General features: G+C 69.1%; 21 protein-coding genes. 13 read left to right on the top strand and 8 right to left on the bottom strand.

Going from position 1 to position 19,832, the window contains the following annotated elements; genetic code table 11:
- Positions 1–10: 10 nt before the first annotated feature.
- Positions 11–928 (bottom strand): 3-methyl-2-oxobutanoate hydroxymethyltransferase, encoded by a 918-nt coding sequence (gene panB, locus IPK71_21165; protein MBK8216249.1) that lies wholly within the window; start codon positions 926–928, stop codon positions 11–13.
- 172 nt (positions 929–1,100) lie between these two features.
- Between panB and IPK71_21160 the strand changes: the two genes are divergently transcribed.
- The 3 genes from IPK71_21160 to IPK71_21150 are packed head-to-tail and all read left to right on the top strand — an operon-like array spanning position 1,101 to position 3,393.
- The gene (locus IPK71_21160) at positions 1,101–1,568 is read left to right on the top strand and encodes a cytochrome c (protein MBK8216248.1); all 468 of its coding nucleotides are present in this window, start codon (positions 1,101–1,103) and stop codon (positions 1,566–1,568) included.
- Positions 1,558–1,986: a hypothetical protein gene (locus IPK71_21155; protein MBK8216247.1), complete on the top strand. Its 429-nt coding sequence runs from the start codon at positions 1,558–1,560 to the stop codon at positions 1,984–1,986. Before IPK71_21160 ends, IPK71_21155 begins: the two co-directional genes overlap by 11 nt.
- 24 nt (positions 1,987–2,010) lie before the next feature.
- Positions 2,011–3,393: a sigma 54-interacting transcriptional regulator gene (locus IPK71_21150; protein MBK8216246.1), complete on the top strand. Its 1,383-nt coding sequence runs from the start codon at positions 2,011–2,013 to the stop codon at positions 3,391–3,393.
- 64 nt (positions 3,394–3,457) lie between these two features.
- Here IPK71_21150 and IPK71_21145 read toward each other — a convergent pair whose 3' ends face one another.
- Positions 3,458–3,883: a VOC family protein gene (locus IPK71_21145; GenBank protein MBK8216245.1), complete on the bottom strand. Its 426-nt coding sequence runs from the start codon at positions 3,881–3,883 to the stop codon at positions 3,458–3,460.
- A 78-nt stretch (positions 3,884–3,961) separates the two neighbouring features.
- On the opposite strand from IPK71_21145, the gene IPK71_21140 reads away from it, so the two are divergent.
- On the top strand, positions 3,962–4,537 hold the full coding sequence (locus IPK71_21140; protein MBK8216244.1) for a 2OG-Fe(II) oxygenase: 576 nt from the start codon (positions 3,962–3,964) through the stop codon (positions 4,535–4,537).
- A gap of 4 nt (positions 4,538–4,541) precedes the next feature.
- On the opposite strand, the gene IPK71_21135 is transcribed toward IPK71_21140, so the two are convergent.
- From IPK71_21135 to IPK71_21120, 4 genes are read right to left on the bottom strand one after another with little or no spacing between them, the layout of a single operon-like run.
- On the bottom strand, positions 4,542–5,789 hold the full coding sequence (locus IPK71_21135; protein ID MBK8216243.1) for a DUF3570 domain-containing protein: 1,248 nt from the start codon (positions 5,787–5,789) through the stop codon (positions 4,542–4,544).
- A 2-nt stretch (positions 5,790–5,791) separates the two neighbouring features.
- Positions 5,792–5,986, bottom strand: a complete 195-nt coding sequence (locus tag IPK71_21130; GenBank protein MBK8216242.1) for a DUF4266 domain-containing protein — start codon at positions 5,984–5,986, stop codon at positions 5,792–5,794.
- 11 nt (positions 5,987–5,997) lie between these two features.
- Positions 5,998–6,795: an SH3 domain-containing protein gene (locus tag IPK71_21125; GenBank protein ID MBK8216241.1), complete on the bottom strand. Its 798-nt coding sequence runs from the start codon at positions 6,793–6,795 to the stop codon at positions 5,998–6,000.
- Complete coding sequence (locus IPK71_21120; GenBank protein ID MBK8216240.1) at positions 6,792–7,175, bottom strand: hypothetical protein; 384 nt, start codon at positions 7,173–7,175, stop codon at positions 6,792–6,794. Before IPK71_21120 ends, IPK71_21125 begins: the two co-directional genes overlap by 4 nt.
- A 670-nt stretch (positions 7,176–7,845) precedes the next feature.
- On the opposite strand from IPK71_21120, the gene IPK71_21115 reads away from it, so the two are divergent.
- Positions 7,846–8,037, top strand: a complete 192-nt coding sequence (locus IPK71_21115) for a hypothetical protein (protein MBK8216239.1) — start codon at positions 7,846–7,848, stop codon at positions 8,035–8,037.
- A 185-nt stretch (positions 8,038–8,222) separates the two neighbouring features.
- Positions 8,223–9,287, top strand: a complete 1,065-nt coding sequence (locus IPK71_21110) for a TIGR04552 family protein (protein ID MBK8216238.1) — start codon at positions 8,223–8,225, stop codon at positions 9,285–9,287.
- A gap of 13 nt (positions 9,288–9,300) precedes the next feature.
- Here the strand turns inward: IPK71_21110 and IPK71_21105 are convergent, their stop codons facing one another.
- Positions 9,301–9,819, bottom strand: a complete 519-nt coding sequence (locus IPK71_21105) for a hypothetical protein (GenBank protein ID MBK8216237.1) — start codon at positions 9,817–9,819, stop codon at positions 9,301–9,303.
- A gap of 104 nt (positions 9,820–9,923) precedes the next feature.
- Here IPK71_21105 and IPK71_21100 point away from each other — a divergent pair, with 104 nt between their 5' ends.
- The 6 genes from IPK71_21100 (at position 9,924) to IPK71_21075 (ending at position 18,130) form a co-directional block, all read left to right on the top strand.
- Entirely contained in the window at positions 9,924–10,433 is a 510-nt protein-coding gene (locus tag IPK71_21100) for a DUF507 family protein (protein MBK8216236.1), read from the top strand.
- A 2-nt stretch (positions 10,434–10,435) separates the two neighbouring features.
- Positions 10,436–11,137, top strand: coding sequence for a guanylate kinase (gene gmk / locus IPK71_21095; GenBank protein ID MBK8216235.1), 702 nt, complete (start codon positions 10,436–10,438; stop codon positions 11,135–11,137).
- A gap of 158 nt (positions 11,138–11,295) precedes the next feature.
- A complete protein-coding gene (locus IPK71_21090) occupies positions 11,296–12,174 on the top strand; it encodes a sugar kinase (protein MBK8216234.1) in 879 nt (292 codons plus the stop codon).
- A gap of 3 nt (positions 12,175–12,177) precedes the next feature.
- Positions 12,178–13,356, top strand: coding sequence for a hypothetical protein (locus IPK71_21085; GenBank protein ID MBK8216233.1), 1,179 nt, complete (start codon positions 12,178–12,180; stop codon positions 13,354–13,356).
- A gap of 13 nt (positions 13,357–13,369) precedes the next feature.
- On the top strand, positions 13,370–13,750 hold the full coding sequence (locus tag IPK71_21080) for a hypothetical protein (protein ID MBK8216232.1): 381 nt from the start codon (positions 13,370–13,372) through the stop codon (positions 13,748–13,750).
- A 204-nt stretch (positions 13,751–13,954) separates the two neighbouring features.
- Positions 13,955–18,130 (top strand): hypothetical protein, encoded by a 4,176-nt coding sequence (locus IPK71_21075; protein MBK8216231.1) that lies wholly within the window; start codon positions 13,955–13,957, stop codon positions 18,128–18,130.
- Between the two features lie 79 nt (positions 18,131–18,209).
- On the opposite strand, the gene IPK71_21070 is transcribed toward IPK71_21075, so the two are convergent.
- Positions 18,210–18,488: a hypothetical protein gene (locus IPK71_21070; protein MBK8216230.1), complete on the bottom strand. Its 279-nt coding sequence runs from the start codon at positions 18,486–18,488 to the stop codon at positions 18,210–18,212.
- A 130-nt stretch (positions 18,489–18,618) separates the two neighbouring features.
- Between IPK71_21070 and IPK71_21065 the strand changes: the two genes are divergently transcribed.
- Entirely contained in the window at positions 18,619–19,824 is a 1,206-nt protein-coding gene (locus tag IPK71_21065) for a hypothetical protein (protein ID MBK8216229.1), read from the top strand.
- Positions 19,825–19,832: the final 8 nt, after the last annotated feature.

The following is a 19,832-nucleotide window of genomic DNA, read 5'->3' as shown; positions in this document are numbered from 1 at the left end:
GCGTGTCCGGTCAGTGCCAGAGATCGAGCGCGAGCGGGGCGTCGAGCGACGCGGCCTCGTCCTCGTGGTGAGCACGAGGCGCGGCGGCGCTCGGGCCGTTCGGCTTGTACGTGTGCGCCGCGGCCGGGAACGTGCCGTCGCGGACCTCGGCCACGTAGGCACCGAAGGCATCGACCGCAGCATCACCCAACTCTGCGAAACGTTTCGCAAATTTCGGCATGTGACCGCGCACCATGCCGAGGAGATCCGTGCACACGAGCACTTGCCCGTCGCATGCCGCCCCGGCGCCGATGCCGATCGTGGGGATGGAGATCTCGTTCGTCACGAGCTCGGCGAGATCCGGCGGGATGGCCTCGAGCACCAGCGCGAACGCGCCGGCCTCTTCGAGCGCGCGTGCGTCGTCGAGGAGCTTCTCGGCGGCGCCCTTGCCTCGCCCCTGGACCTTGAAGCCGCCGAGGGCATGCACGCTTTGCGGCGTGAGGCCGACGTGACCGACGACAGGAATGCCCGCGCGCACGATGCGGCGCACGTGCTCGGCGACCTCGTCGCCTCCTTCGAGCTTCACGCTCTCGGCGAGGCCGTCTTTCATGAGCTTCCCGGCGCTCTCCACGGCCTGCGCGGGGGAGACCTGGTAGCTCATGAAGGGCAAGTCGCCGACGAGGTGAGCGCGCCCGAGCCCTCGCGCGACGGCGCGGCAGTGGTAGGCCATCTCGTCGAGGCTGACGGGGATCGTGTTCGAGAGCCCCTGCACGACCATGCCGAGCGAGTCTCCCACGAGGACCATGTCGACGCCGGCCTCGTCGGCGAGGCGCGCCATGGTGAAGTCGTAGGCGGTCACCATCGCGATCTTCGGGCCGGCGGCCTTGCGCGCGCGGAGCTCGGGTACCGTCACCTTGGCCACGCGGCCAGACGCATCTTTTCCGTACATGTTTACCTCCGGTCGCGGCTCGCAAAAGTCCGCGCCTGTCTCCCAGGCTATAACCTCGGCCGGAAGGCCGAACAAGGCGAAATCCCGGGCGTTCGCGCGAAACTCGTGCGCGCTCGCGGCGCCCGCTCCCGAAGCACCGGAAAGCGGGGTATAGCTCTCCGCGGCACCGACGATGAAGAGCGCCCTCCCCCGCCCGTCCACCCTCGCGTTTCTCTTCGCCCTCGCCGTCGCTTCCGGTGTCACGGGCTGCGACCGCGCCCCCTCGGCCTCCGGCCTCCCCGAGTGGACCCCGAAGGACCACGAGCGCGGCGAAGAGAGCGCCCGCGCCGCGCAAGGCCAGTCCCCCGCGACCGGAAAACCCAAGAAGGCATCACCCGAGGAAGAGGCCGCCGAGGTCGCCGAGCTCACGTGGAGCACCCAATGCTCGACGTGCCACGGGCGCGACGGCAAGGGCGACGGCCCTCAAGGGGCGATGGTAAAGGCACCTGACCTTACGCGCCCGGACTGGCAAGACAAGGTGAAGGACGCCGAAATCGCAGCGACCATCCGCGCCGGCAAGGGACAGATGCCCAAGTTCGACGTGAGCGAGCCCGTGCTCGCGGCGCTCACGAAGCGCATTCGGAAGCGCCGTGCCCCCTGAGCCCACGGACGCCGCGGACGGCCCGGTCGCGCCCCCCAAGGCCGCCGCGACCACGGACGGGCCACGGCTCGGGAAGAGATCGTTCCTCCTCTTCGTCGGGCTCGGGGTCGCGGCGCTCCTCGCGCTCGGCCCGAAGCTCCCGCGAGACCAGCGGCTCCGCGTGAAGCTCCCGGGTCACGCGGCGGTGCGCGAGGCGCGGATCGCGTGGTTTTCGACGGACGGCGAGCCGCTACGTGAGGCGACCTTCACGTACGCGCCCGGAGGGGCTCCGGAAGCACTTATCCATGAGCTTCGATTGCCCGACGGGGACTACGACGTCGAGGTCGAAATCGTCACGCTGGAAGGTCGCACCGTGTCGCGAAAACGGGTAACTGTCAGTGGCGCAACGACGACGCTCGACGTGAGCGTTCGTCCGTAGGCTCGCGCCTTCGAGTCCGCCGCCATGACATCCCCCTCCGACGAACCTCCTCCTTCTTCCGACCCCTCCGACGCCCCCATCGAGACCCGCGCGGCGATGCGCACGCGCGCGCCCGCGCCGGGCCTCGTGGCCTTCGTGCTGAGCGGCACCCACAAGGGCACGCAAAAGTCCTTGGGTGGCCGGCTCACGATCGGCAAGGCCCCCGACAACGACCTCGTGCTCTCGGACGACACGGTCTCGCGTCACCACTGCGAGATCCTGCGCGCCCCCGACGGCATCCACGTTCGCGATCTCGGATCGACGAACGGCACCAAGATCGATGGCACGCGCATCCGCGAGGCCATGATCCAGCCCGGCAGCGTGCTCAAGATCGGCGAGGTCGAGGTGAGCTTCCGGCCCGCCACGCAGCGGGTCGACGTGCTCCCGAGCGAGCGCACCGAGTTCGGCAAGGCGCTCGGAGAGAGCCTCGCCATGCGCACCATCTTCGGGGTGCTCGAGCGCATCGCCCCGACCGACGCCACCGTGCTGCTCGAGGGCGAGACCGGCACCGGCAAGGACGTGCTCGCGCGCGCCGTGTGGCAAGCCTCACCTCGCGCGTCGAAGCCCTTCATCGTGGTCGACTGCGGCGCCGTGAGCTACTCGCTCATCGAGAGCGAGCTCTTCGGCCACGAGCGTGGCGCGTTCACCGGCGCCGTGTCGAGCCGCCAAGGCGCCTTCGAGCTCGCCGACGGCGGCACGGTGTTCCTCGACGAGATCGGAGAGCTCCCCCTCGACGTGCAGCCGAAGCTCCTTCGGGTGCTCGAGACGCGCGAGTTTCGTCGCGTCGGCGGCAACAAAACGCTGCCCACGAACGTCCGCGTGATCGCCGCCACGAAGCGCGATCTCCAACGTGAAGTATCGCTCGGAAAGTTCCGAGAAGACTTGTATTTCCGGCTCGCCGTGGTGCCTGTCACGGTGCCCCCGCTGAGGTCGCGCCGCGAGGACATCCCCGCGCTCGTCACGCACATGCTCAAGGCCGCCACCGGGGGCGACGGGCTCAAGGTCACGGCCGAGACGCTCGCCGCGCTCGAGGCCCACGACTGGCCCGGCAACATCCGCGAGCTCCGCAACGTGCTCGATCGCGCCGTGTACATGGCGCAGGCCACGGGCGCGAACGAGGTCAGCTTCGTGAGCCTGCCCTCGGGCGAGCACCGCGGCAGCGCGGCCTTCCACTTCGAGGCCGAGAAGAGCTACCGCGACACACGCGCGAAGTACGACGCCGAGTTCGAGCGCGCGTACGTGCGCTGGCTTTTGGGCCGCCACCACGGCAACGTGAGCGCCGCGGCCCGCGAGGCCAAGATGGACAGAAAGCACCTCCACGACCTCGCGAAGAAACACGGCCTGCGCGGCAGCGATCCCGACGACTGAGCGCGGCGCGCGAGTGGGGCGAGGGGCGCGAGAGCCTCACCGCGGAGGCTCTCGCGGGCACATGTCACCAGGACCCGGTGTTGGACATCGAGGCCCAGGGCTCGGCGGGCGCGAGCGCGGGGCCACGTTGGAGCAGCTCGATCGAGTGGCCGTCCGGCGACTTGACGAAGGCCATCTTGCCGTCGCGCGGGGGCCTGTGGATGGTGACGCCCTTCGCCTGGAGGTCGGCGCACGTCGCGTAGATGTCGTCGACGGCGTACGCGAGGTGCCCGAAGAAGCGCCCCGTCGGATAGGGCTCGGGCTCGTCCCAGTTGTACGTGAGCTCGACCTGGGCCGTGTCGCCCTCGGCGCCCGACGAGAGGAACACGAGGGTGAACTTGCCGGCCGCGCTCTCGCTGCGCCCGACCTCCACGAGGCCGAGCTTCTTCACGAAGAAATCCAGAGCGACGTCGAGGTCTTTCACGCGGAGCATCGTGTGGAGAAATCGCATGCCGGCACGGTACGCCGATGCGCTCGGGCGCGCGACATGCCGCTTGCACCCAATAAAAAGCACACTACACTCTTTCTTATGTGGTCATACCTCAAGGTGCTGCTCGAGCTCGTCGAGACCCGCGGGCGTTGTTATTGGTCGGTCGGCGGGGTGTTCGACCGGGAGGAGTGCCGCGCGATCCGCGACCACATCGACGCCCTCGGGCCGGCCCTCGCCCCCGTCTCGCTCCCGGGCGGCCCCACGGTGCGCGAGGACATCCGCACGAACGAGCGGGTGATGTTCGAGGACGCGGCGCTCGCGGGGGAGCTCGTGTCGCGGGTCGCCTCGACGCTGCCACCCTCGCTCGTGGGACGGCCGCTCTCCGGGGCCAACCCGCGCCTCCGTGGCTACCGGTACCGCGAAGGCCAGGTGTTTCGTCCACACTACGACGGCTCGTACCGGCCCTCCCCCACCCTCGGCTCCGAGCTCACCCTGCTCCTCTACTTGAACGACGGCTTCGAGGGCGGCGCCACACGCTTCGTCGACGACGGCGTCGACGTGGTGCCCGAGACGGGCAAGGTGCTCGTGTTCGCGCACCACCTCCTCCACGAAGGGGTCGCGGTCACGGCGGGCACCAAGTACGTGCTCCGCACCGATGTGATGTACGGCGCGTGAGCCGTCAGAACGTCGCGCCGCCGCTCAGCCCGAAGAGGAGCGCGCGCGCGTTGCCCACGGGCTGCCCGCCGAGCGTGTACTCGTCGTACGAGAAGAACTGGACGCTCGCGGAGAGCCCGACGCGGAGCCCCTGGATGAAGCCGAGGTACTTCTTCTTGTCGGCGGTCACGCCGTACCCGAGGCGGAGGCCCGTGAGCACGCTGAAGAAGGGAGAGAGCTCACGATCGCCCGTAAAGTACTGGCCTTTGGGCCCGAGAGGCGCGTCGCCTCCGGTGTAGTCGTCGCTGAAGAAGAGCGCGCCCGACTGTTTGTAGAAGCGGCCCACCGCGGTGAGCCTGAGGCTCTCGAAGGCGATCTTCTCGAGCTCGAGCTCGCCCGTGCCGCTCTTCACGCCCCAGCTGTCGGCGTAGAGGCGCGCGCCGAAGCGGACCGCGAGCCGCAGCGACCGCAAGAACACGTTGCCGCGGAAGGCGAGCGCGTGCCTCGCGCGATCGTCGGGGTGGTACTCCTGCGCGCGCTGCCCCTGCCCGATGATGACGCTCCGGTACGGGTTCGACAGAAAGCCGTTCTGGAGCTGCGCCGTGTAGACGAGCTGCGTGACGAAGATCGGCGTCCACGCCTGGCTCCAGCTCCCTTGGTACCCGTCGACCCCGATCGCGCGCGTCGTGCGGAGCGGGTCGTCGGTGAAACACCCGTCGGAGCTCTCGAGGGCGCGGAAGCGCGTCGAGGTGTCGTTCGCGCCCTGGATGCGGTCGCAGACGCTGTCGAAGTTCCGGGCGTAGCCGAGCTCGAGCTGCGTGTTGTGCTCGAAGATCTCGGTCTTGGCGCCGATGTTGAACGCGTGCGATTTGTAGTCGTTCTCGGTCGAATAGTTGTAGTTCGCAAGGAACGTGACGTCGCCCTTTTTGAGCGAGAACCCGCCGCGCGGGGCGTGGCGAAAGTCTTGGACGCTCGCCGCCGTGATCACGTCCGCGCCGGGGTTATTGGCCGCGTAGGCCGAGCCCGCCTTCACCGAGACGCTCGCGCCGCTCACGACGTCGGCCTCGTAGCCGCCGCGCACGGTGAGCCACGAGGTCGGCCGCACGGTGAGATCGACGCCCGGCGTGAGCACCGTCATGTTCGTGCGGGTCGGAGCCTCGTGGTAGACCGTGTACGAGCCCGCGACCTCGGCCACCTGAGCGTGCGCGACCCGCTCCCCGGCCACGAGGGTCAGGGCGAGCACGGACAGTCGCAGTCGAGCGGAGGGCCTCATGATCAGTTGCAGCCGCAGCCCCCTCCGGTGACGCCCGCGCCGCCGTACGAGCCCTCGCGGTTCTCGATCGCGTGGCGGACCTGCGCGGCCTGCGGATCACTCTCGAACTGCATCGACGGATCGGCGAGCACGGCACGCTCCTGAGGCTTGACGGTGACGCACCCCGAGGCGAGGGTCGCGACAAAAACCAGAGCGATTTCGAGATGTTTCAAAAGTACGCTCCTAACCCGAAGGAGAACGTCTGGGCGTTCTTGAGGCCCTCGGTGGTGAAGAGAGAGGCGTTCGTGACCTCGAAGCGCGTGAGGATGCGCCCCCGCAGCGCGAGCATGAAGCCGCCCCCGGCGCGGGCGAGGTAGAAGCGCTCCTTCGCGAGCACGAACGAGTCGGCGTTCGGGAGCACGCGGAGCTCGCCCACGCCGAGCCCGACGAAGGGCGAAATCGGCCACGAGGGCGCGAGGTTCACCTGCGCGCCGCCTCCGTAGAAAATCTGAGCGCCGTCGGCCGTGAGCGCCGCCCCGACGAAGCCGTTCAAGGTGATGGTCTCGTGGAGGACGAGCTGCGGCACGAGCTCCATGTACCCGAAGCCCCGGAACGAGCCGTCCGCGATCGGGATGCGCAGCACGCCGCCGACGATGTTGAAGCCGGCGACGGTGTCTTTGAGAGGAGGGGGCGCGAGCAGACCGGGACGTGACGGGGCGTCGGCCTCGCCGGGCTTCACCGCGAAGGGCTCGACCTGCGCCCCGAGCACGTACGCCGTGCGCCCGTCGGCCGTGACGATGCGGAGCCAGAACCCCTCTCCTTGACGACCGTCGAGGGCGAGCGTCTCCCCGCGTCGGGCCGTGCCGATGACGCGGAAGGTGGCGCCTGGGCCCGACCGGAGCTCGAGCTCGTCGACCACGACCCTCGCGAAGGCCTCGGGGCGGTCCTCGGCGGAGGCCGACGCCGGCGCTCCCACGACGAGCACGAGGCCCAAGAGGACCGCGCAAACCGCCGAAATCCTCTTCATTTTTGCGCCCATGCGCGGAGGACGTCGGCCGCCGGGTCGTTCTTCGGGAAGATGGCGCGCGGGTGGTTCGCGCCGGTGGGGCGCACGAAGATGGGCGCCGCGTTGATGTCCCGGCTCATGACGATGGACGCGGCCTCGAGGTTCGCTTGCGCGGGGCTCCCGGCGCCGACTTGAGAGCGGTTCACGGGGCGCTCCCCGCCGCCGCAGTCGACCGGGGGGTGCTCGACGAGCGCCATGCCGCTCACGGCGGACGGGTTGAAGTGGCAGCCGCCTGCTCGGTCGCCTTGGCCGGGATCTCCCGACCCGCACTTCTTGGCGAAGAGCACCTCGGGCTCGACCTTGCAGAAGAAGAAGTCCGGATCGAAGCGCTCGTCGGCCACGACGAAGCTCGGGCCCGGGTCGATCGTCTCGCACGCCGATGCCGAAACGGTAACTCCGACGAGCAGAACGGCCGCACCGAAGCCGCGAGGCCCGGAGGCTCGTCTCGTCAGGTCGAGGACAGCGTGGCGCAAGGCATGCGCCGCTCGGGAGAAGGTCATCCGCACCGGTTCCACGCGGCCGCGCCGCACACGACGACGATAGGGCCCTCCAGGCCCGGAAGGCTACGGAAAACCGGGCCCCCTCGCGTTTCGCTGACCATGGTCATCCACCACGCGACGCCGAGCTCGTCTCACGGTCCCCGCGTGGCGAGGCCGGGGCGCGCCGCGTGGGGTCTTTCGGCACGGAAGCGGGGTTGTGTGCGGCGCGTCCCCCCGAGGACAGCGCCGTGTCCGCCATGCCTCACCTTTGGATTTCCCGGAAGTCAAGAAAACGACCAACTTCGCGAAACCATGGAAAGAAGTGAAATGTCCGCCACTTGGCCTGGATCATGGAACCTGATGGTCGAGCCGCCCTCGACGTTTTCCGTTGCACCCCTGACAGCGAAGTCAGTACAAGTTTGGCCGCGGCGCCGAAGTGTCGTATCTTATCCTACATGTCGGGTAGCCGCATGGCTCCCGGCGCGACCTAGGCCCCCCCTCCGGAGCCCCCGCTCCGACGGAAGCGAGAAGCATGAAACTGACCCACTGGTACCTCGCCGCCATCGCCCCCATCGCCATCGCCGGCTGCTCCGGCGCGCTGCTCGGGCACATGGCCGTCCTCGCGCTCACCATCGGGATTTTCGTCGGCACGCTCTCTCTCGGCCGCGCTTCGGCGCAAGGCCAGCTCCCCCAAGCTCAAACCCAGCAGGTCGAGAAGGCCTGACCGACTCTACCTCCTGCCTGCGCGTAGCTCCCGAGACGCGTACGCGGGAAAAGCACGGTTCCTTCCCTCGTGGCTCGACGCCCCCCACCCCATGACGCGACGACGCGCGGGGCCAGGGGCGATGCCGGTGGGAAGGGCCGCGGTTCGTCCCCTCGGCCGAGCCTCCGCCTGATACGGTCCTACCGATGAGCGGCCTGAAGCGCCTCGAAGACTTCACCCTCGCCGACCTCGAAGCCGTGCGCCTCGTCCTACGGGGCGACTCGGTCATCGACTGGCACCGGCTAAACTTCCGAGATCGCGCCGAAATCGACGAGTTTCTGCTCTCGCAGGAGCTCCGCCCCGAGGTCGCGTCCGACCGAGCCCGCATTCGCGCCCTGAGGGCCGAGGCGATAGGCTACCTGCGTCGCCACTTCGAGTACCCGATCCCGAAGCCGGTCGAAGAGGCGTCGGTCGAGGAGCTCTTCCACCTGGCGGGTGGCAAGGGACACAGGCAGATGTGCGCCTGCTCGATCCTGAAGTGCATGCACATCATCCATCACCTCGAGGGGCGCGAGCTGCTCTTCCTCCTGCCGATGTCGGACCAGGAGCTCTTCCACCTCGTCGAAGAGAAGGTCTACCGGGTGATAGGCGGCATGCTCGCCGAGGGCTTCCCCATCACCGAGCTGGTCGGCGGCCGCAAAAACAAGGACTCGCTCTACACGAAGCTCCTCTCCAAACAGGAGACGGTCGCCGCCCAAATCTACGACAAGCTCCGCTTCCGTATCGTGGTCCGCGACCAGGAGGACATCTTCCCGGTGCTCCAGTACCTGACGAAGAAGCTCTTCCCGTTCAACTACGTGGTGCCCGGCCAGAGCATCAACTCGATCTTCCACTTCAAGAAGTACTGCGCGCAGAACGCCCACCTCGGCCCGATGCTGCCGGAGATGCAGGCCGGGCGCGACGAGGACTACACCCCGAGCGACAACGTGTTCTCGGCGGCGAGCTACCGCGTCATCCACACCGTGGTCGACATGCCCGTGCGCCTCCCCCCGAGGGTCCTCGAGCTCGCCCCACCCGGCGCGGCCGCCCTCGGCCCGATCGTGTTCGTCATCTGCGAGTTCCAGGTCATCGATCGCCAGACCGAGGCCACCAACGAGCTCGGCGACGCGTCGCACGCCAAGTACAAGGAACGCCAGAAGAAAGCCGTCATGCGGCGCCTCCAGCTCGGCATGCGCGAGATGAAGGTGCCGGGTCGAAAACGGAAGGCGTGAGGCCCGAAGGCCCTCAGTGCACGATCGCTAGGAGGAGCGGCGCGACGAGCCCGAGGAGAAGGAGCACGACGACCGAGCCTGCTACGGCGAGCCCCGTCGCGTAGCCCCGCTCGTCGTAAGCGACGAGGGCCGCATCGTAGAGGGCGACCTCGTGAGGGCGAGAGACGCGCGCCGCCTCGCGCTCGACGCGTAGCTCCCCGAGGCGACGGTAGACCCGTGCGGCGTAGGGCACGGCCTCGAGCGGGTTGCGCGGCGCACGGCCGTAGGCGCCGAGGAGGCTCGCTTCGTCGGCCCCGACGAGCGAGACGGGCGCCGGGGTGGTCTCGCGGAAGACTCCGGCGGCACCGGCCGAAACCTTTGATTTTCCTACATTTTCGGCCAAAGTGGAGGCTCGCGGACCGAGGTCGAGCTCCGGCAGGGGGCGCGCGGACGGCGCCGCGGGGCGGTCGGGGGGCGCGAGGGGCGAGCAGCGGGCGCACGGGGCCCCCTCTTCGGAGGTGACCGAGCCACAAACGGGACACGCCGGAGCCATCGCTCGTGGAGACTACCAGCGGCCCGCGCGACGCGACCAGTCGGGCGACTTTTTTTCCGACGAAGTCCGTGTTTTCGGGCCCCCTCCGGGCTAGGCTCCCGCCCATGCGACTCTTCGCCAGCAAGGCGCTCCCGATTGCTCAAGACGCCGTCCGCGCGTTGCTCAAGTCGGAGAGCATCGAAGCCGAGTCCCCGAACGAGGTCATCGCCGACGTCGAGGCCGTGTTGAAGTCGTACGTCGAGACCGAGCGCGAGGTCTCCGAGAAGACCCGCGATCTCCTCGAGCGGACCGGCCGCGGAAACGCCGAGTTCGGTCGCGTGAAGGCCCAGATCGCGGAGTCGAAGGGCATCAAGGTCGGCGACGACATGCTCGACTACCTGCTCGACCAGGTGGTCGAGGCCTTCCACCACTCGGCCCACGTCGACGAGATTTTTGCGCAAGATCATGAACTTAGGCGCGCCATGGTGCCCCACTTCAAGCGGCACCTCGCGGTCGACGAGGGGCTCGACGCCGAGGTACGCCTCCAACTCCGTCACCTCCAAGAGGGCACACGCACCTGGGACGTCGAATACGCCCGCGTGATGGAAGCCGTCCGAAGGAAGCGCGGGGTGTGAGCATGGATCCGGTCTCGTCTCCCGCCCCTTCGTCCGCGTCGGCGTCACCATCCCGTCGTCTCGTCGGCGCCGACGATTTCCTGCTCTTGATTCTCTGCTCGCCGAGCGGCGCGGGGAAGACCACGCTCACACGCCTGCTCGAGGAGCGCTTCCCGGATCTGCAGTTCTCCGTGTCCCACACGACGCGGGCGCCGCGCGCGAACGAGGTCAATGGGCGCGACTACCACTTCGTCGATCGCGCGCGCTTCGAGGCCCTCGTGGCCGAGGACGCGTTCGTCGAGTGGGCCGAGGTCCACGGGAACCTCTACGGGACCTCCCGGAGCGAGATCACCCGCGCGAAGGCGCTGACGACGCCGGTCCCTTGCCGCGGCATGATCTTCGACATCGACTACCAGGGCGCGCGCCAGATCCGAGCCACCCTCCCCGACGTGACCTCGGTCTTCATCCTCCCGCCCTCGATGGACGAGCTGCTTCGCCGCCTCCGAGGCCGCGCGAGCGAGCCCGAAGAGGTGGTCCAGCGCCGCTTCCGCGTGGCCGAGGGCGAGATCGAGCACTACGGCCTCTTCGACTACCTCGTCGTCAACGACGAGCTCTCGCACGCGTTCGACGAGCTCTCGAGCGTGATCGTCGCCGAGAGGGCCCGGAGGAGCCGCCGCGCGAAGCTCGCCGAGGCGCTCCTCCGCCGAGGCGCCCTCCCCCGCTGAGCCCCACGAGCCCTCCGTCGCGGGTGCGCGAGCGCGCGCCTCGTCCGACTCCGGTCTCCTCTTTCGTATCGCCCGTGTCCGACTCTTTTTTCCGAAGGTAGCCTCACGTGAAAAGCCCTCTCCTCATCGTCGGTTCGCTCGCTTTCGACGATCTCGAAATGCCCACCGGCTCGTTCAAGAACGTGGTCGGCGGAGCCGCCACGTACTGCTCGCTCGCGGCGTCCTTCTATGCGCCCGTCCGCATCGTCGGCGTCGTCGGAGAGGACTTCGGCGACGAGACGCTCGCCGACCTCAGGTCCCGTGGCGTCGACACCGAGGGGGTCGAGCTCGCGAAGGGCAAGACGTTCCGCTGGCACGGCCGCTACGCGCCCGACCTCATGAGCCGCACGACGCTCGACACGCAGCTCAACGTGTTCGCCGACTTCCGCCCCAAGATCCCGGCCGCGTACAAGAGCACCCCGTTCGTGCTCCTCGGCAACATCCACCCCGCCCTCCAGTCGAGCGTGCTCGACCAGGTGGAGAAGCCCAAGCTCGTCGCCGCCGACACCATGAACTTCTGGATCTCGGGAGAGCCGAAGGCCCTCGCCGACCTCCTGCGGCGCATCGATCTCCTCATCATCAACGACGAGGAAGCCCGCGATTTGTCTGGCATTTCCAACATTTTGAAGGCTGCGGCCGACATCCGCAAGCGCGGCCCCGGCAGGCTCATCATCAAGCGCGGCGAGTACGGCGCGCTCCTCTTCGACGACGACGGCGTGTTCTTCGCGCCCGCCTACCCCCTCGAGCAAGTGCTCGATCCGACGGGCGCCGGCGACTCCTTCGCCGGTGGCCTCATGGGCTCGATCGCCGCGCTCGGTGAGGTGACGCCCCTCGGCCTCCGGCGAGCGATGCTCTTCGCGTCGGCGATGGGCTCGTTCTGCGTCGAGGACATCGGGCCGACGCGCCTCCAGAAAATCACGCGGGACGAGCTCGGCGCCCGCCTCGAAGGCTTCCGCCGCATGGTCGACTTCGGCGGCGAGCTCTCTCTGCCAGCCTGACCCATGGTACGCCCCTCCCCTCGCACGAGCGTCCTTCGGCGCGTCCTCGTCGTCGCCGGGCTCGGCGCGTCCCTCGCGGCGGTCCTCGCCGTCGGGTCGCAGCTCGCCTCGTGCGTCGACGACCCGCATCTTCGGAGCGACGGTGCGTCCCTCGGAGGTGGGGCGTGCAAGGCGGGGCCGGGCGAGCTGCCCGCCCCCGACTGCGAGAGCTCCTCGAACGACTGCGTGCCCGAGCCCGGGTGCGCGGTCGACGAGGGCGCGTGCGGGAGCATGGGCACGTGCATGCCGCTCCGCGACCAGAAGGCGTCCAAGCAGAAGGACCTGCGCATCCGCCGGCTCAACATCACCGCGCCGGACGCCCTCTCACAGGAGTTCATCCAGCGCACCGTCGTCACCCTCAACATCGACCTCGACGCCAAGAAATGCGGAGAGGTCGGCAAGGGGCTCTTCTCGTGGCTCTTGCGGGTCGACCGCGAGAAGAACGAGCTCGTCACGGGCGGCGCGCCTCCGCCGAAGGACCCGCTCGGCCAAGGGTTCTGCTTCGCCCGGTACGACGCGAACGGCATCGGCATCGAGCCGGCGACCTTCCCGATCGCCTTCGAAGGGAACACCTTCAAGACGACCGAGAAGAAGAAGCTCAACGTCCCGGTCTTTTTGTCCGACGACCTCGCGAGCAGCATCGTGCTCCCGTTGACCGACGTGGTCGTCTCCGGGGTCACCCTCTCGGATGAGGGTAACTGTGTAGGATCGTTTCAGAAAGCGGGCCTTCGTGCCGACTGCACGGAGGACCCGAGCTCGTGCCCCAAGTGGCGCACGGCCGGCGCGCTCGGCGGCTACATGACGCTCGAAGAGGCCGACGCGGTCATCATCCGCGACCTCGGGCGCTCGCTCTGCGTGGTGCTCTCGAAGGGCTCGCCTGGCCCAGGTGGGAAGTGCAATCGCGGCGCGGACGGGAAGATCGCGTTCAAGGGCGATTACTGCTCGACGACCAAGTCGGCGCAGGGCTGCCAGGACTCGGTGTGGCTCGCGGCCACGTTCGCGGCGAGCGGCGCGAGCATCTTCGACGGCGCGGGCGTCCCGGGTTGCTCGGGAGCCTCCACGCGCGACGGCGGGGCCGACGCCACGGCGGACGCCACGCCCGACTCGGGGGCCGACGGCGCGACCGACGCGGGCACCGACTGACCGACCGGGGCGCATGAGCCACGGCACGACGCTCCTTCTCCACGAGACGTTCGGCGACGGCGATCGCCCCCTCGTCGTCACCCTCACCCGTGAGCCCGAGGGCCTCGTGCTGAGCTACCCCGGCGGGGCCACGGAGCTCGACGCCGAGGTCGTGGTGGCCGTGATGGGCCGCTACGGGAGAGAGCTCGAGCCTTCGATCGACGTTCGCGGACCCTCTCTCGCCCTGGACGACGCGCACACGCTCGTGCGCATCCGACACCTCGCGCGCTACGACGTCATCGCCCGGGACTACGTCGTGCTCGTGCGTCCCCACGGCGTGCCTTTGGTCGAGCTCGCCACGTCCGTCGCCGGTGCGCTCGTGCACCTCGCCGAAGCCGCAGCACGCCAGGCGTGACGCACCGCAGCACGACGGGCCACGAGCTCACGTGATGCCGTGGAGACGAAACCCGCTGTTTCGCTAGCGCAGAACCCTTGTAGTGTCATGATCTCGAAACGTTCGAGAAACAGGCGAGGAACGCCCCGTTCGCTCTTCGTCGCGGAGGCCCTGATGGTTCGTGCATGGTGGCGTAAGGCGTTGGCGGCGACGAGCGTGCTTCTCGTGGCTTCGTGCAGCGGCGGAGGGTGCTCGAGCGGGTGCCAAAGCTGCGGGGTCACGCCGCTCGCAGGCGGCTTCCCGAAAGAGAAGACCATCGAGAACGCGGCGTCGGTGCGCATGACGAAGCCCGCGCTCGACTTCCTCGCGACGAATGGCCCCGACCTCGCGACCACGCTCCTCGGCGCCAAAGACGGGCAAATGTCGATCGGGATCCCCGAGTCGAAGGTGGGGCCTTCCGACCTTGCCCTCGGCTACGACCTCGAGGCGACCATCTGCGTCGGTGGGGCCGATCCGTCGACCGGGCGCTGCACCGCCACCGTCGACATCAAGCAGGCCACCTTCAAGATCGACGCGGTCACGCCCAACGCGGTCCACGTGCAGGGGCAGCTCCCGCTCGTGCTGAAGAACACGCCGACGAACGCGAAGCTCACGCACTCCGTCCTCCCCGATCTGAGCATCACGCTCTACATCGGGTACGGGCGAGGCGGGTGCAGCGGCGGGCGCCCCGCGGTGGGCGACTACCCGCTCCCGGTCGACATCACCCTCCCCATCACGACCGAGACCACCGCCCCTCGCGACGGCTACTCGAAGATCGACGTCGACAACGCGCGCATCAACCTCGACGGGCTCCGCTCGAACGAGGTGCAAATTTGCTCGGACTGCGGCTTCGCGAGCGGCCTGTGCTCGGCGATCACGAACTCGACGCTCATCAAGAACGCCATCGTGGGCCAGCTCAAGAGCGGCCTCGAATCGCAGGTGAAGGGCATCCTCTCGAGCCAGCTCTGCACGGCCCCGAACCCCACGGCGACCCCGGCGTGTCCCACGGGCTCGAAGCCCGACGCGACCAACGCCAAGTGCGTCTACGACTCGAACCCGGCGAAGTGCGTGCCGACGCTCCTCGGCATGGACGGGCGAATGGACCTCTCGAAGGCGCTCTCGAGCCTCTCTCCCGGGGCGACGGGCGGGCTCGATATCGTGCTCGCGGCGGGCGGGGACATGAAGCCGCTCCCCGGCTTGCCTGCCGACAACACGCCATACACGGGCCACACGAAGAACGGCGTGACCTTGGGCATGCTCGGCGGCGCCGAGCCCCAGCCCGTCTCGCAGTGTGTGCCGCGCGCGAACCTCACCCCGCCGACGGGCATCCCCATCCCGGACGAGCTCACCAAAGACGAGGTGGGTGGGTTCCCGCAGGGGACGCCGGCGCACCACATGGGCATCGCGCTCGCGGGCCGCTATCTGAACTACGCCTTCGGCAGCGCCTACAACAGCGGGCTCCTCTGCCTCGGCGTCAGCACCGAGCAGCTCGAGCAGCTGAACAGCGGCCTCCTCAGCTTGCTCATTCCGTCGATCAAGAAGCTCACGGCCGCTCAGAAGGCCGCGTCGCTCGCCATCGCCACGCGTCCCCAGACCCCGCCCGAGGTGAAGATCGGTGGCGGAACGGACGTGAAGACCGATCCGCTGCTCTCGATCGGCCTGAAGAAGTTCGCGGTCGATTTCTACGTGTTCTCGTACGACAGGTACGTCCGCGCGTTCACCTTCGAGGGCGACGTGACCGTGCCCGTGAACCTCCAGACCGGCAAGAGCCCGAAGAACCCGAACGGCGGACTTTTGCCCACGCTCGGTGACCTCAAGATCCAGAACGCCAAGGTCACGAACGCCGACCTCCTCACCGACGACCCGGCCGCCGTGGCGAGCGGGCTCCAGTCGATCCTCACGGGGCTCGTGGGGCAAGCGGTCGGTGGAGGCCTCTCGCCCATCGATCTCTCGACGGCGCTCGCGAGCTTCGGGCTCGGCCTCACCATCCCCGAAGGCGGCATCCGCAAGCTCACGAAGGGCCAAGACGACTTCGTCGGCATCTTCGCGACCCTCTCGAAGGCCGGCTCGACCGCGACGCTCGAGAGCGACACACGCGCGAAGCTCGTGTCGAAGGTGGTGCACCCCGAGGCGATGGGCTTCGCCGGATACGACCGAAAGAAGCTCCCCGAGCTGACCGTGGAGCTCGGCTCTTCGGCCGACGACGGAAAGACGAAGATCGAGTACTCGTACCGCTTCGACCAGGGCCTCCCGAGCCCGTGGACGACCGAAAAAACCCTTAAGATTCAAGAGGATTACCTCTTCCTCCAGGGCAACCACAAACTCTACGTGAGCTCGCGTGTCGTCGGCGCCCCCGAGACCGAGGACACGACGCCCGCCGAGATCCCGTTCCGGATCGACGTGCTCGCCCCCGAGGTCTCGCTCGACGAGGACGCTCGCGGGTACGTGGTCCGGGCCCATGACTTCGTCACGGCGGACGAAAAGCTCGAGGTGCGCACGCGCGTCGTTGGCGCCGGTGCGGGCGAAAAAGAGCCCAGCGCGTGGGCGCCCTTCACGAAGGATCTCGTCGTCCCGTTCGCGAACGGCGACGTCGAGGTCGAGGTGCGCGACGAAGAGGGCAACATCGGCCGCACGAGCTCCGGGCTCATCCGCGGCCGCAACGACGGCTCGATCGGCACTCCGGCCGGATGTGGCGGGTGCGCGACCCCGGGCAGCCGCTCGGCGAACGAGGGAGGCCTCGCGGCCGCCGCGTTGGTGTTGGCGGGCGTGGGCCTCATGATCGCTCGCCGGCGCCGCGCCGAGACGACGACCGAACGCATGTCCGGAAAGGTGCGCACGGCCCTCGGGCTCGGCTCGATCCTCGCGGTCGCGTCGACGAGCCAAGGGTGCTCGTGCGGGGGCGAGGAGCCGCCAGCCGTCTCCGGGTGCGGTTCCGACTGCAACCAAACGTGCGAGCCCGCGCTCGGCCAAGGGCTCGTCGGGGCGTACACCTCGGTCGCCAAAGCACCCGACGGGAGCATCTTCGTGGCCGGCTACAACGACGCCGTGCTCTCGAACGAGGGCGACACGCTGTACGGCGATCTCGTCGTCGGGCGCTACGACCTCGGCAAACAGAGCGTCGCCTGGGAGACGGTCGACGGGATTCCGGCGCGCGAAGAAGGCACGTGCCCCGACCACGACCCCACGGGCTGGCGCCGAGGCGAGACCGAGTCGGGCGACGACGTCGGTCTTTGGACGAGCCTTCAGGTCGGCGCCGACGGGGTCCCGAAGGTCGTCTACTACGACGCCACTCACAAGGCCCTCAAGTACGCGACCAAGGTCGGCGCGACGTGGGCGAGCTACACGCTCAAGGCGCCTCCCACCCCCGTCGGCGACTATGGCCGCTACGCGAAGATGATCCTCGTCGACGACAAACCCGTCGTGGCGTTCCTGGCGATGGAGCCCGGCGAGGGCGGCAAGCTCCTCTCGCGGGTGATCGTCGCGCGCGCGTCGTCCGCGAGCCCTGCGGATCCCGGGGCGTGGGCCTTCGAGGACGCGGCGGTCGACAAGGCCGGCCCGTGCCGCGCGGGGTCGTGCTCCGGCAAGAACGTCTGCGTGAAGGACACGGGCGCGTGCACCGCCCCCGTGACGGGCTGCACTCCCGCGGACTGCGGGTCCGGCAAGGCGTGCGTGACGGTCGACGGGAAGGCGACGTGTGTCTCGACGATCAACGCGAGCACGGTCGAGTCCTACCCAAACGCGTTCGGGGCCTACGTGAGCCTCGCGAAGACGAAGGACGGCCTCGGGATGGTCTTCTACGACCGCATCCACGGCAACGTCGTCGGAGCTTCGCACGCGGGCGGAAAGTGGACGACCTTCCTCATCGACGGAGAGACCGGCTCGCGCGAGCAGAAGACGGCGGTCGACACCGGCGACGTCGGCATCGGCGCGCACCTGACCGTCGGTGACGACGGCACGTGGCACGTCACGTACGTGAACGGCCTCGACGAGTCTCTCCGGTACGTCCCCGTGACGGCCGGCAAACCCGGCAAGGTCGAGGTCGTCGACGACGGCACCCAGGTCGACGGCAAGCCCTTCGCCGACGGAAAACACGTCGTCGGAGACGACTCGACCGCCGTGCCGCAGGGCGCCTCGGTCGTGATCTACTACCAGGACGCGACGAACGGCACGCTCCGCCAGGCCACGGCGCAAGGGGCCGCGGGGCAACGCACCTGGACCCGCAAGACGATCGTTCAACCCGAGAAATTTGCTGGATTTTTCCCGTTCGTGGTGCCCGGCGAGGGCCGCGTGGCGAACTTCTGGCGGAAGACCGACAAGGCCACGCGCGAGATCACGGGGGACGTGACCATCGTGCAGCCCTGACACCCGAGCGCGACGACGGCGCGCGGCTCGAACGGTGCCCCATCGGACCTCGTCCGGTGGGGCCGAGCCTTTTCTGTCGTCAGGCCCGCGGGTGGCCGACGGCGCGCGTGGCGAACGTCGGACCGACGTCTTCGAGCGCGACTTGCCCGGTCGCCGGGCCTTCGGCGCGCGCGCGCTCCTCGGTGACCATGGCGAGCATCTCGGTCTTGTCGAGCACGCCGAGGTCGAGCACGGCCCTCATGTACCCGTCGACGTAGCCGTGAGCGCGGGCGAGGGTCGCGTAGGGTTTTCCGGCGGCCTTGGTGACGAACACGTCGTGGAGAAGCTGCTTGAGATCGGCTTTGACTCGGTCGCGCATCGGGACCTCCTCCCCGGCTCGTACCGGAGCGCGCCGAGACCGGCCAAGTTTCGGCCCGCTCGGGTGGGCGCGGGCGCCGAGAATAGTGGTGCACGGGCGAGCGTTCGGCTAAGGGACCTCGGGAGATCGCATGGCGCGCGCGGACGATTCGGGCTCGAAACAGGTGGGGGGTGCCGAGGCGGCGTTCGAGGCGCTGGCCGCGTCGCCCAAGCTCTCCGAGCTCTCGAGGCTCACGCTCGCCACGGTCGTCGAGGCCGAGAAGGCCCCGTTCGCCGACAAAGCGGCCTACACCGACAAGGTGAGCGAGCTCGGGCTCTCCCACGACGACGGCGAGACGCCCTTCGGAAACGCGCTCTTCGTGCTCGAGCACGGTCCGGAGGACGCCTCGCAGGCGATGCTCGCCGGAGCCCTCGTGGCGCACGCGATGGCCGAGGCGCCCCCCCGCGGGGACGACGAGACGCGGGCGCGCGCGGCCGTCTTGCTCCGCCTCGCGACGAGGCACGGAATCGACGCCCTCCCGTTGCTCGAACGCGCCCTGGGCGACGACGCCGTCCCGACGTTCTACGCCATCGCGGACGCCGTGCGCCGTGCGGACGCCCACGAGGCCGGCGCCATCTCGCGCGCGGAGGCCATCGTCGGGGCAGCCGCGCTCGCCGGGGGTGCCCACGCCGACGTCCTCAAGCTCTCGTCCAAGCTTGCGGGATCCTTGAAGGATCCGCTGCTGGTGCGGGTGCTCTCGAACGCGAGCGACGAGGGCTCCCAGCCCCATGGGGACCGCTCCCGTCGCATCGAGGGAGAGCTCACGACGCCTCCGAGGTCGGTCCTGCGAACGGTCGTGCTCGCGTCGACGGGGGCCCTCTTCGCCCTCACGGCGCTGCGCGCTCTCGGAGCCCTCGCCCTGGTCCTCCGCCGGCCCGCCGAGGTGGTGGTGACGCCGAAGGGCATCCGGCTCCGCGCGAAGACCATCGTGCTCGGTCGCACCATCCGCGAGATCGACACGCAGATCGAACGGAGCGCCCTCGTCCGCGCCACGAGAGAGGTGCGGTACCCGCGGGCCGGGCTCTACGCCGGGCTCTTCGCGCTCGCGCTCGGGAGCTACGTGGGGGTGTCCGCGTTCGTCGACGGGGCCCGCGCCGCGTCCCCCTCGATGTTGCTCACGGGTCTCGTCGTCGTGGCCCTCGGGATCGCGCTCGACTTCGCCCTCGGCGCGATCCGCTCCGGAGCGCGTGGGAAGTGCCTCGTAGCCTTCCAGCCGTCGCGAGGCTCGAAGGTGTGTCTCTCGGGCGTCGACCCGAAGGCGGCCGACAGCGCGCTCGGGCTCTTGCGCGGCGCCTGAGCCGAGCG

The sequence above is a fragment of the Myxococcales bacterium genome (assembly GCA_016712525.1).
Taxonomy (GTDB): Bacteria; Myxococcota_A; Polyangia; order Polyangiales; family Polyangiaceae; genus JAAFHV01.
Note: the sequence above shows the minus strand (reverse complement) of the source record. Positions and strands in the feature narration are given on the sequence as shown.

Excerpts from the sequence above, each read along its gene's own strand:
- IPK71_21150 (MBK8216246.1), top strand. The coding sequence starts at position 2,011 with ATGACATCCCCCTCCGACGAACCTCCTCCTTCTTCCGACCCCTCCGAC.
- IPK71_21090 (MBK8216234.1), top strand. The coding sequence starts at position 11,296 with ATGCCCACCGGCTCGTTCAAGAACGTGGTCGGCGGAGCCGCCACGTAC.
- IPK71_21160 (MBK8216248.1), top strand. The coding sequence starts at position 1,101 with ATGAAGAGCGCCCTCCCCCGCCCGTCCACCCTCGCGTTTCTCTTCGCC.
- gmk (MBK8216235.1), top strand. The coding sequence starts at position 10,436 with ATGGATCCGGTCTCGTCTCCCGCCCCTTCGTCCGCGTCGGCGTCACCA.
- IPK71_21085 (MBK8216233.1), top strand. The coding sequence starts at position 12,178 with ATGGTACGCCCCTCCCCTCGCACGAGCGTCCTTCGGCGCGTCCTCGTC.
- IPK71_21080 (MBK8216232.1), top strand. The coding sequence starts at position 13,370 with ATGAGCCACGGCACGACGCTCCTTCTCCACGAGACGTTCGGCGACGGC.
- panB (MBK8216249.1), bottom strand. The coding sequence starts at position 928 with ATGTACGGAAAAGATGCGTCTGGCCGCGTGGCCAAGGTGACGGTACCC.
- IPK71_21100 (MBK8216236.1), top strand. The coding sequence starts at position 9,924 with ATGCGACTCTTCGCCAGCAAGGCGCTCCCGATTGCTCAAGACGCCGTC.
- IPK71_21140 (MBK8216244.1), top strand. The coding sequence starts at position 3,962 with ATGTGGTCATACCTCAAGGTGCTGCTCGAGCTCGTCGAGACCCGCGGG.
- IPK71_21145 (MBK8216245.1), bottom strand. The coding sequence starts at position 3,883 with ATGCGATTTCTCCACACGATGCTCCGCGTGAAAGACCTCGACGTCGCT.
- IPK71_21105 (MBK8216237.1), bottom strand. The coding sequence starts at position 9,819 with ATGGCTCCGGCGTGTCCCGTTTGTGGCTCGGTCACCTCCGAAGAGGGG.
- IPK71_21115 (MBK8216239.1), top strand. The coding sequence starts at position 7,846 with ATGAAACTGACCCACTGGTACCTCGCCGCCATCGCCCCCATCGCCATC.
- IPK71_21070 (MBK8216230.1), bottom strand. The coding sequence starts at position 18,488 with ATGCGCGACCGAGTCAAAGCCGATCTCAAGCAGCTTCTCCACGACGTG.
- IPK71_21135 (MBK8216243.1), bottom strand. The coding sequence starts at position 5,789 with ATGAGGCCCTCCGCTCGACTGCGACTGTCCGTGCTCGCCCTGACCCTC.
- IPK71_21065 (MBK8216229.1), top strand. The coding sequence starts at position 18,619 with ATGGCGCGCGCGGACGATTCGGGCTCGAAACAGGTGGGGGGTGCCGAG.
- IPK71_21110 (MBK8216238.1), top strand. The coding sequence starts at position 8,223 with ATGAGCGGCCTGAAGCGCCTCGAAGACTTCACCCTCGCCGACCTCGAA.
- IPK71_21125 (MBK8216241.1), bottom strand. The coding sequence starts at position 6,795 with ATGAAGAGGATTTCGGCGGTTTGCGCGGTCCTCTTGGGCCTCGTGCTC.